Annotated in this window: 10 protein-coding genes; 6 read left to right on the top strand and 4 right to left on the bottom strand. The window is 71.2% G+C overall.

Annotated features, from left to right (window positions below; translation table 11 throughout):
* The first annotated feature begins 365 nt into the window (after positions 1 to 365).
* From DY245_RS23570 to DY245_RS44615, 3 genes are read left to right on the top strand one after another with little or no spacing between them, the layout of a single operon-like run.
* Positions 366 to 785, top strand: a complete 420-nt coding sequence (locus DY245_RS23570; RefSeq protein ID WP_128509232.1) for a YciI family protein — start codon at positions 366 to 368, stop codon at positions 783 to 785.
* Positions 785 to 1,996, top strand: a complete 1,212-nt coding sequence (locus DY245_RS23565) for an RNA polymerase sigma factor (protein ID WP_128509231.1) — start codon at positions 785 to 787, stop codon at positions 1,994 to 1,996. The genes DY245_RS23570 and DY245_RS23565 overlap by 1 nt, the downstream gene beginning before the upstream one ends.
* Positions 1,987 to 2,151: a hypothetical protein gene (locus DY245_RS44615; RefSeq protein ID WP_181923832.1), complete on the top strand. Its 165-nt coding sequence runs from the start codon at positions 1,987 to 1,989 to the stop codon at positions 2,149 to 2,151. Before DY245_RS23565 ends, DY245_RS44615 begins: the two co-directional genes overlap by 10 nt.
* 76 nt (positions 2,152 to 2,227) lie before the next feature.
* Here the strand turns inward: DY245_RS44615 and DY245_RS23560 are convergent, their stop codons facing one another.
* On the bottom strand, positions 2,228 to 2,446 hold the full coding sequence (locus tag DY245_RS23560; RefSeq protein ID WP_128509230.1) for a hypothetical protein: 219 nt from the start codon (positions 2,444 to 2,446) through the stop codon (positions 2,228 to 2,230).
* Positions 2,447 to 2,790: 344 nt separating this feature from the next.
* On the opposite strand from DY245_RS23560, the gene DY245_RS23555 reads away from it, so the two are divergent.
* From DY245_RS23555 to DY245_RS23545, 3 genes are all read left to right on the top strand, one after another.
* On the top strand, positions 2,791 to 3,264 hold the full coding sequence (locus tag DY245_RS23555; RefSeq protein WP_128509229.1) for a MarR family winged helix-turn-helix transcriptional regulator: 474 nt from the start codon (positions 2,791 to 2,793) through the stop codon (positions 3,262 to 3,264).
* A 92-nt stretch (positions 3,265 to 3,356) separates the two neighbouring features.
* Complete coding sequence (locus DY245_RS23550; RefSeq protein WP_483409821.1) at positions 3,357 to 5,888, top strand: MFS transporter; 2,532 nt, start codon at positions 3,357 to 3,359, stop codon at positions 5,886 to 5,888.
* Between the two features lie 264 nt (positions 5,889 to 6,152).
* Complete coding sequence (locus DY245_RS23545) at positions 6,153 to 6,995, top strand: YceI family protein (RefSeq protein ID WP_128509227.1); 843 nt, start codon at positions 6,153 to 6,155, stop codon at positions 6,993 to 6,995.
* Positions 6,996 to 7,106: 111 nt separating this feature from the next.
* On the opposite strand, the gene DY245_RS23540 is transcribed toward DY245_RS23545, so the two are convergent.
* From DY245_RS23540 to DY245_RS23530, 3 genes are all read right to left on the bottom strand, one after another.
* Entirely contained in the window at positions 7,107 to 7,877 is a 771-nt protein-coding gene (locus DY245_RS23540) for a TetR/AcrR family transcriptional regulator (protein ID WP_128509226.1), read from the bottom strand.
* Between the two features lie 100 nt (positions 7,878 to 7,977).
* Positions 7,978 to 9,573, bottom strand: coding sequence for an MFS transporter (locus DY245_RS23535; RefSeq protein WP_128509225.1), 1,596 nt, complete (start codon positions 9,571 to 9,573; stop codon positions 7,978 to 7,980).
* Positions 9,574 to 9,696: 123 nt separating this feature from the next.
* Positions 9,697 to 10,207: mannosyltransferase YkcB-related protein (locus DY245_RS23530; RefSeq protein WP_483409820.1), on the bottom strand; the 511-nt coding region annotated here is incomplete at its 5' end.

Here is a 10,207-nt window from a genome sequence, read left to right as displayed (position 1 = left end):
GGCTGGTAGTCACACACGAGCCAACGGGCGCCCTTCACCATGGTCGCGGCCAGCACAGACATCGGACTCACTCATCTAGGGGCGTCAGAAGAATCAGCCTGGGTCGGGTCGTCCGCGTTGAGCTTGGTCCGCGGCGGCGCGAAGGCGTGCTCCTCGGTCCAGGTTCCTCGACGACACGAGGGTTCGGGGCAGCGCCAGATCGCCCTCGCGCCACGCCGTGGACCCGGACACCGCGAGACGGCGCACCCGGGCTCATCCACGAAAGCCAAAAAGAATCGGACCGCGATGTCGAGAACCCGTGGCTGGCTCCGTCCCTGCAATGAACGCGACCACAATGGGTCGCACCAGCACCGAGGAGAACCATCATGGCCAAGTACTTGCTGCTCAAGCACTACCGCGGAGCCCCGGCTGCGGTCAACGACGTGCCGATGGACCGGTGGACGCCGGAGGAGATCTCGGCCCACGTGCAGTACATGAACGACTTCGCCGCCCGGCTCGAGAAGACCGGCGAGTTCGTCGACGGTCAGGCGCTCGCCCCCGAGGGGAGCTGGGTCCGGTACGACGGCGAGGGGCGCCCGCCGGTCACCGACGGACCGTTCGCCGAGACCAAGGACCTCATCGCCGGCTGGATGATCATCGACGTCGACAGCCACGAGCGCGCCGTCGAGCTGGCCGGGGAGCTGTCGGCCGCCCCCGGCGCGGGCGGCAAGCCGATCCACGAGTGGCTGGAGCTGCGCCCGTTCCTGACCGCGTCGCCCACCATCACGGAGTGCACCTTCCATTGATGGACGAGGTTCTGCTCAGGAGCCTCACACCGAGCGTGCTCACCGTCCTCGTCCGCCGCGGAGCCGACTTCGCTGCGGCCGAGGACGCCGTGCAGGACGCGCTGGTCGAGGCGGTCCGCGTCTGGCCGGCCGACCCGCCGCGGGATGCGAAGGGCTGGCTGATCGCCGTGGCCTGGCGCAAGTTCCTCGACGCGACCCGGGCGGACACCGCCCGCCGCCGGCGTGAGGACCGCCTCGACGAGGAGCCGGCGCCCGGGCCCGCGCCCGCGGTGGACGACACGCTCCAGCTCTACTTCCTGTGCGCCCACCCGTCGCTGACGCCGTCGTCCGCGGTCGCGCTCACGCTGCGCGCCGTCGGCGGGCTGACCACCCGCCAGATCGCCCGGGCCTACCTGGTGCCCGAGGCGACCATGGCGCAGCGCATCAGCCGGGCCAAGCGCACCGTCTCCGGCGTTGGGGTATCCCCTGCTCTGGGGGCACCTCCCGGCCGAAGGCTGGGGGAGAAGCCGAGAGCTCGGGGAAGGTTCGACCAGCCCGGCGACGTCGCCACCGTGCTGCGCGTCCTCTACTTGGTCTTCAACGAGGGCTACTCCGGCGACGTCGACCTCGCCGCCGAGGCCATCCGGCTCACCCGGCAGCTCGCGGCTCAGGTCGACCACCCCGAGGTGGCGGGGCTGCTCGCCCTCATGCTGCTCCACCACGCCCGGCGCGCCGCCCGGACCGCGCCCGACGGCAGCCTGGTGCCGCTCGCCGAGCAGGACCGCGGCCGGTGGGACACCGAGTCGATCGCCGAGGGCGTCGAGATCCTGCAGGCGGCCCTCGCCCGCGACCGGCTGGGCGAGTTCCAGGCGCAGGCCGCCATCGCGGCACTCCACGCCGACGCGCCCACCGCCGAGGAGACCGACTGGGTGCAGATCGTCGAGTGGTACGACGAGCTCGCGCGCCTGACCGACAGCCCGGTCGTCCGGCTCAACCGCGCGGTGGCCGTCGGCGAGGCCGACGGACCGCGCGCCGGCCTGGCGGCGCTCGCGGCACTGGACGCCTCACTGCCCCGCCACACCGCGGTGGCGGCGTACCTCCACGAGCGCGACGGCGACCTGGCGACGGCGGCACGGCTGTACGCCGAGGCGGCCCAGAAGGCGCCCAACCTCGCCGAGCGCGACCACCTGACGCGCCAGGCCGCCCGGCTCAACGCCCGCCGGTGTCGCTGACGGATCGGCTGCCCGAAAAGCGGCTCACCCAGGCCGGCACCGCGGCGACCGCCGGCGAACTCCGCTTCTGTGTCCACAGGCTGTGTGAAGCGCCGCGTGAAGCGCCGCGGGACGCCCTGCGGGTCGCCGAGAGCAGGAGCGGCCGCGTGACGTAGCGGGCGAACGAACAGTCAGGGGCCCGGCATGGCCATGCCGGGCCCCTGACACGTAAAGACGGTGCAGAACGACTCGTTACGACAGCGCCAGCCAGGCCGCGCCCGCGACGACCAGAATCGCGACGATCACGCCGACGATGACGCCCACACGGGGGCCGGCCGACTGCTGCGGCGCCGGTGCGCGACGGCTGCCGGCCTGCGGGGTGCCGCCCTCGTCCACGAAGGCACGGAACATCTGCGTGCTGCCCGCCGGGTCGTAGTTGCCGCCGGCCTGGTTCTGCGGGTTGGTCGCCATGGGGAAGGACCCTAGCGAACCGGGGACGGCAGGGCACCCCTGGGGCGCGTGCGAAGCGCCTACGAAGAGGGGACCGGGCACCTGGGGCGTGGACGAGGGCGCGGGCAGGCCGTCTGGGGTATCCCGCTACCGACCGGTATCGACCCGGCCTGCCGTCCCGGCTCCGACCTGCACCTTTACACGGCCCATCGGCCCCATTGACCAACCCCCGGTCCAGACTTTTCGCCCCCTTTACCCCTGCCCCCGCCAAATCGTTTGCCTTCAGCAACCAACATTGCCTATGGTTGCCCCAAGCAACAAAAGATGCAGGGCATGAGATGTGCGATTGATGTGTGGAGGAGCCTGTGGCCGCTCACAGTCAGTACGAGGAGCTGGCCAGGCAACTCAGCGCCATCGGCGCCGTCAAGCGCGAGATGGGCCGGATCCTGCCCCAGGACTGCCCACCCGCGTCCGCCGGAGTGCTCACCCTTCTCGACCGGCACGGTGAGATGCGGATGAGCCAGCTCGCCGAGCTGCTCGCGATCGACATGTCGGTGACCAGCCGGCATGTCGCGCATGTCGCCGAGCGCGGCTGGATCGAGCGGAAGCCCGATCCGGCGGACAAGCGGTCGCGGCTGCTGCGCCTGACCCCGAGCGGGCAGGAGCTCCTGGAGGAGCTCGCCGCGCGCTACACCGCCACGCTCGCCCGGTACTTGGACGACTGGACCGACACCGACGTCGGGCACCTCATCGAACTGCTCGCCAGGCTCCGTACGAGCTTCGGCGACTGCCGCACCCGGGCGCATCACGACTCCACCACCCGTACACCCGCAGGATGAAAAGGAACTACATGGCTACGACCACACCAGCCGGTGTGCGGGGCGGCCACGCCAAGCATGGAGGCGGTCACCACGCCTCCGACGGGGCCCCCATGACGCACCGTCAGATCATGGAGGCGCTCTCCGGGCTGCTGCTCGGCATGTTCGTCGCCATCTTGTCGTCGACGATCGTGTCCAACGCGCTGCCCGAGATCATTCATGACCTCGACGGCGGACAGAGCGCCTACACCTGGGTCGTCACCGCCTCGCTGCTGGCGATGACCGCGACCACCCCGCTGTGGGGCAAGCTCTCCGACCTGTTCAGCAAGAAGCTGCTGGTCCAGTTCGCGCTGATCATCTACGTCGCGGGCTCGGTCGTCGCCGGGCTCTCGCAGAACACCGGCATGCTGATCGCCTGCCGCGTGGTGCAGGGCATAGGCGTGGGCGGTCTGTCCGCCCTGGCCCAGATCGTGATGGCCGCGATGATCTCGCCGCGCGAGCGCGGTCGTTACAGCGGCTACCTCGGCGCCACCTTCGCCGTCGCCACCGTCGGCGGCCCGCTGCTCGGTGGCGTCATCACCGACACCAGCTGGCTCGGCTGGCGCTGGTGCTTCTACGTCGGCGTGCCGTTCGCCATCATCGCGCTGATCGTGCTCCAGAAGACCCTGAAGCTGCCCGTCGTCAAGCGCGAGGGCGTCAAGGTCGACTGGACGGGCGCCTTCTTCATCAGCGCGGCGGTCTCGCTGCTGCTGGTGTGGGTGACGCTGGCCGGCGACAAGTACGACTGGATGTCGTGGCAGACCGCCGCGATGGTCGGCGGCGCGGTCGTACTCGGCGCGATCTTCATCTTCGTCGAGTCCAGGGCCAAGGAGCCGATCATCCCGTTGCGGCTGTTCCGCAACAAGACGATCACCCTGGCCTCGCTGGCCTCGCTGTTCGTCGGTATCGCGATGTTCTCCGGCACCGTCTTCTTCAGCCAGTACTTCCAGCTGGCGCGCGACAAGTCGCCGACGATGTCCGGTGTCATGACGATCCCGATGATCGGTGGCCTGTTCATCTCCTCGACCGTCTCGGGCCAGATCATCACCAAGACCGGCCGCTGGAAGGCCTGGCTGGTCGCCGGTGGTGTGCTGGTGACCGCGGGCCTCGGCCTGCTGGGCACCATCCGCTACGACACCGAGTACTGGCACATCGCGATCTTCATGGCCCTGATGGGTCTGGGCATCGGCATGATGATGCAGAACCTGGTGCTCGCCACGCAGAACCAGGTGGCTCCCGAGGACCTCGGCTCCGCCTCGTCCGTCGTGACCTTCTTCCGCTCCCTCGGTGGTGCGGTGGGCGTCTCGGCCCTCGGTGCGGTGCTCGCCAACCGCGTCACCCACTACGTCAAGGACGGTCTGGCCGACCTCGGCCCCAAGGCCGCCAAGGCAGCCGCCCACGGCGCCGGCAACAGCGGCGGCGGCATCCCGGACCTGGACTCCCTCCCGGCGCCGCTGCGCACCGTCATGGAGAGCGCCTACGGCCACGGTGTCGGCGATGTGTTCCTGTACGCGGCGCCCTGCGCGCTGCTCGCCTTCCTCTTCACCCTGTTCATCAAGGAGGTCGCGTTGAAGACGCGTGGCGGAATGGCCCAGAGCGCGGAGGGCGCGGCGTCGACGTCGGCCAACCCGTCGGCATCGGCCGTCCCCGCCCAGGTCGCCGCGTCGCCGGTCGAGGAGCGGGAGCCCGCCCTGGTGGGCGCCGTGTCGGCACCGGACCACTCCGACGACACCGCGCACACCCCCGCCTGGGCACAGCCGGCCGCCGCGACGGCCGCCCAGCCGCTGGCGGCGTACGCGTCCGCCGGTGGCGGGGATGCCACCCCGACCGGCTCCGCGATCCACGGCTTCGTCCGCAACGGCGAGGGCAACCCCGTCCCGCGCTCCGCGGTCACGCTGATCTCGCTCAGCGGCCGTCAGCTGGGCCGCGCGGTCGCCCACGCCAACGGCTCGTATGTACTGAACGCCCCCGGCGCCGGCTCGTACGTGCTGATCGCGGCCGCCGACGGGCACCAGCCCCAGGCGTCCACGGTCGTCGTCGGCGACCAGCCGTACAGCTACGACATCCAGCTCAGCGGCACCAGCGGCCTCGGCGGCCAGGTCCGCAGCGCGGTCACCGGCGAGCCCCTCGACGGTGCGATGGTCGTCGTCACCGACGTCCGCGGTGAGGTGCTGGCCACCGGAAAGTCCGGCCCCGAGGGCTACTTCGCCTTCGACGAGCTGGCGCCCGGGACCTTCACCGTCGCCGTGAACGCCGCGAACTACCGCCCGGCCGCACTGCCGGTCGAGGTCGGCGGCCAGGGCACGACCCGGATCGAGGTCGAGCTGCTGTCCGGCGCGCGGGTGCAGGGCATCGTGCGGGCGGGTGCGGAGCGCCGACCGCTGCCCGACGCGCGGGTGACGCTGGTGGACGCGGCGGGCAATGTCGTGGCCACCTCGACGACCGGGGACGACGGCGCGTACGCCTTCACCGACCTGGACGCCGGCGACTACACGGTCATCGCGAGCGGCTACCCGCCGGTCGCCACCGGCCTTGCGGTCGACGCACGCGGGGTCGACGGCTACGACGTCGAGCTCACACACCCCGGTGCGGGTACGACGGAATGAGCGAGGCAGGGGCCGTGGTCGGTTGCGCATTGATCGGGCGCCGCCTCTGATGCAAAGCCCCGGGNCCGCCTCTGATGCAAAGCCCCGGGCCGGGGCGCGCGTTGAGCGGAGACGCGCCCCGGCCCGGACCCCAGGGCTCCGGCGGCGGCGCTGCGCACAGGCAGGGGACGGCCTGCACGCCGCCGCCGGACCCGACATTCCCCCAAACTCTCGGCTCCGCTCGACCAGGGGGGCACCCCCACCAGGCAAGAAACGGGAGAGGCAATGACTTCGACGGGCGCGGGAGCTGCGGGCGCAAGGGCGCAGATCCGCACACGCGACGGCTGGGCGGTCCAGCACGCCGTACTGACCGTCACCGACATGACAGGCGCGCAGGTGCTGCGCGCGGCGGCGGACGAGGAAGGCGCCATCCGCAGCGAGCAGCCGCTGCCCGCGGGCCCGTACACGGTCATCGTGACGGCCGTCGGCTACGCCCCGGTCGCCTCCAGCGCGATCGTGACGGCGAGCGGCCGGATGGACGTGGGCAGCGTCGTACTGGCCCGGCAGGGCGGGGCCGAGCTGCCGCCGCCCGGCGCATGGACCATCGACCCGATGCACTCGACGGTGGCCGCGGTCGCCCAGCACCTGGGGATCTCCAGCGTGCACGGCCGGTTCACCGAGTTCAGCGGCCGGATCGAGATCGCCGAGGATCTGAACAAGTCGCGTGTCGAGGCGGTCATCAAGGCCGCCTCCATCGACACCGGCAACGGCATGCGCGACGGCCATCTGCGCTCCGAGGACTTCCTCGCCGTCGAGGAGTTCCCGGAGATCAGCTACCGCAGCACCGGCCTGGAGGCGGCCGGCCCGGACCGCTGGACGGTGCGCGGCGAGCTCTCGCTGCACGGCGTCGTACGGCCGGTGGACCTCGCTCTGAGCTACCTCGGCACCGGCCCCGACCCGTGGGGCGGAGTGCGCGCCGCCTTCCGCGCCACCGCCGAGCTGCGCCGCGAGGACTTCAAGATGAACTACAACCAGGTCGTGGCGGCCGGCATCGCGGCGATCGGGACGACGCTCAAGGTCGAGCTGGACATTCAGGCGGTGCAGGGGGAGAGCCTGCCGATGGGGTGATCTGGGGGAGACGGAGGACCCGGGGCGTACGGTGCCTGCGGCCCATGCGGCCCATGCGGCCCATGCGGCCCCTGCGGCCCATGCGGCCGACACGCCCCGCCCGTCGTCCCGTCAGGCCCCCGGCCGGTCCCGCATCGCCTCGATGCCCGCGAGCTGCAGATCGAGCGCGAAGGCGAAGTCCCGGTCCAGCATCTCCACGGCGCTCTGCCCCTGGTGGGCGTACGCGGCCCGGATGGACAGCTCCATCGTCTCCGCGAACTCCGGGCGGTCCGAGATCGCGGCGACGACCTGCTCGAAGTAGTCGTCCAGGCTGATACCCGCGGCCCGGCAACGGGCCTCGTGCGTGGCCCGGATCGTCGCGAAGCCGTAGACGAAGTGGAAGAGCGACGCCAGCGCGCCGGATGTGCGCTCCGCGTCCAGGCCGGTGCGCCGCATCACCCGCAGGGTCGCGTTGGAGAAGGCCGTCGAATGCGGGCCGATGTTGATGAACTCGCTCAGCAGCCGGGCCGCCCAGGGGTGGCGCAGCAGCATGTCGCGGTAGCCGATGGCGAGGACACGCAGCTGGTCGCGCCAGTCGGCGCCGGCGTCCGACTCGTCGGGCAGGGTCATCTCGCCGGCCACCGCGTCCACCGACAGCTCCAGCAGATCGTCCTTGGTGTCCACGTACCAGTAGACGGACATCGCGGTGACGCCCAGCTCGGCGGCGAGCCGGCGCATCGAGAACTTCGCCAGGCCCTCGGCGTCCAGCAGCCGGACCGTCGCCGTGACGATCTTGTCGAGGTCGAGTCCGGCCGGCTGGTCCGCCTTCCGTTTCAGCGGGGGGCGTTCGGTCAGCCAGACGCTGTTCGGCCGCCTTCTGGCGCGGCCGTCCGTCGCTGTCATGGCGCCCCTTCCTGTCCCTGAGCGTCGTCGGGCTACGACCCGTACGGGTGGTGTACGTACCGCCCGTACGCACCGTTCACGATCACTTGCACTGCCGATGCTATTCCGCCACGGCGGCGGCCGGTTCCGGGCCGGACGGCGCACCCGGCGCCGGCTGCTCCTGACCGGCGCGCTCGGCCCGGCGCAGCAGTACGGCGGCGATCAGCCCGCCGAGGAACACCGCGGCCGCGCCGACCAGCTGGCTGGTGCCGATGCCGGACGCGAAGGCGTCGTGTACGGCGGTCCGTTCCGCGTCCGTACGGGTCCTGGCGAGCGCCGCGGGCAGCGAACCGGCGCCCGCCGCGACCATCGGAAGCAGCGCGACGAAGCGGGAGTTGAGGACCGCGCCGAGTACGGCGACGCCGAGGCCCTGGCCGAACTCCATCAGCGTGCCGTTGACGCCGGCCCCCACTCCGGCCTTGGCCGGCGGGATCGCGGACATGATGGCGTTGGCCATCGCCGGCATGGCGAGCGCGACACCGATGCCCATCACGATCAGACCGGTCAGCATGCCGCCGTAGCTGTCGCCGCCGAGCAGCGCGATGGCGGCCAGACCGGCCGCGAGCAGCGACATCCCCGAGACGATCATTCCGGGGGTGCCGAACTTGGGCATCAGACGGACGCCCAGTCCGGTGAAGTTGATCAGGATGACGGTGACGGCGAGCGGCGCCATCCGCAGCCCCGCGTCCAACGGGCCGTAGCCGAGCACCAGTTGGAGATGCTGGGTGAGCAGGAACATCGAGCCGCCCATGCCGAAGGCGACGAGGATGCCGCCGGAGACGGCGCCGATGAACCGGCGGTTGCGGAAGAAGTGCATGTCCAGCATCGGGTGCGGGACATGCAGCTCCCACAGGGCGAAGGCGGCGAGGCCGGCCAGGCCGATGGCGGCGGAGATCAGCACCCGCCCGGACAGCCAGCCGGACTGCGGCCCGGAGATGATCGCGAAGACCGCTCCGACCATGCCGATCATGGACAGCAGGGCGCCCAGCAGATCGATGGGGGTCCCCCCGGCCGAGTTCGTTCGAGGTTGGGGGAGCTCGCCGCCTCGGCTCTTGGATTCGGGGACAAGGGTGACGACGGCCGCCAGCGCTATCACCGCGACCGGCAGATTGACCAGGAACAGCGAGCCCCACCAGAAGTGGTCGAGCAGCGATCCGCCGATCAGCGGGCCGGCGGCGAAGCCGACGGAGTTGACCGAGCTCCAGATGCCGATGGCCTTGGGGCGCTCCGCGTCGTCGAAGATCTGCATGACGACGGCGAGGGTGGTGGTCACCAGCAGCGCACCGCCGACGCCCATACCGGCGCGGGCGGCGATCAGCTGACCGGGCGACTGGGCGAGGGCGGCGCCGAGCGAGGCGACGCCGAACAGCACCAGGCCGACGGCGAGCATCTTCTTGCGGCCGTAGCGGTCGGCGGAATTGCCGGCGGTGAGCAGCAGACCGGACTGGACCAGCGAATAGGCGTTGATCATCCACTGGACGTCGGCGGTGGTCGCACCCATCTCCTTGGTGAGGGAGGGGATGGCGACATTGAGGACGGTGTTGTCGAGGACGACCGTCAGCTGGGCGATGCAGATGACGGCCAGGATCAGCCAGCGGGTGGCGTGCCGGCCCGGTGACTGGAGGGTGGTGGTGGCGTCGGAGGCCACGGGGGGCATACGGGCTCCCTGTACGGTGCGAGCGGATGATTTACACCGTACAGGGAGGGTTATACGCCGTACATTTGATTTTTGTGCGGGTCAGGCCCTCCTGGTCACGCCTTCCGGGTCACGCGTTCCTGGTCACGCCTTCCTGGTCAGGTCGTAGAAGGTGGCGCTGCCGACCGTGACCTTCTTGAAGGTCTTCTCGACCCAGGAGGTGATCTTCGACGAGCCGCCCTTGCCGCCGCCGGGGCCGCCCTGTCTGCCCTGCCCGCCCGCGATGAAGTAGTGAACCTTGCCGTCCGCGACGTACTTCTTGAACTGGGCGAGGGTCGGCGACGGGTCGCTCCCGTTGAAGCCGCCGATCGCCATCACCGGCTTCTCGGTGGCGAGTTGGTAGCTCGCGGCGTTCTGGGAGCCGATGGCCGCGGCGGCCCAGGTGTAGTCGTCCGCGTCCTTCTCCAGCAGCGCCTTGGCCTTGTCGCTCACCTTGCTGCCGTTGAGCAGACCGCCCATGCCGCCCCCCATACCGCGCAGCCGGCCGGTCCCGCGCTCGCCGAGGCCGCCCATGGCACCGGGGAAGCCCGGCAGGCCGCGCTGGTTGCCGGCCTGGCCCGGGGCGCCCTGGCCGGCCTGCCCGGCGCCCGGTGCG

Source organism: Streptomyces inhibens, from assembly GCF_003389455.1.
Classification (GTDB): Bacteria; Actinomycetota; Actinomycetes; order Streptomycetales; family Streptomycetaceae; genus Streptomyces; species Streptomyces inhibens.
The sequence above is the reverse complement of the archived record's forward strand: the minus strand, read 5'-3'. Positions and strand labels throughout refer to the sequence as shown.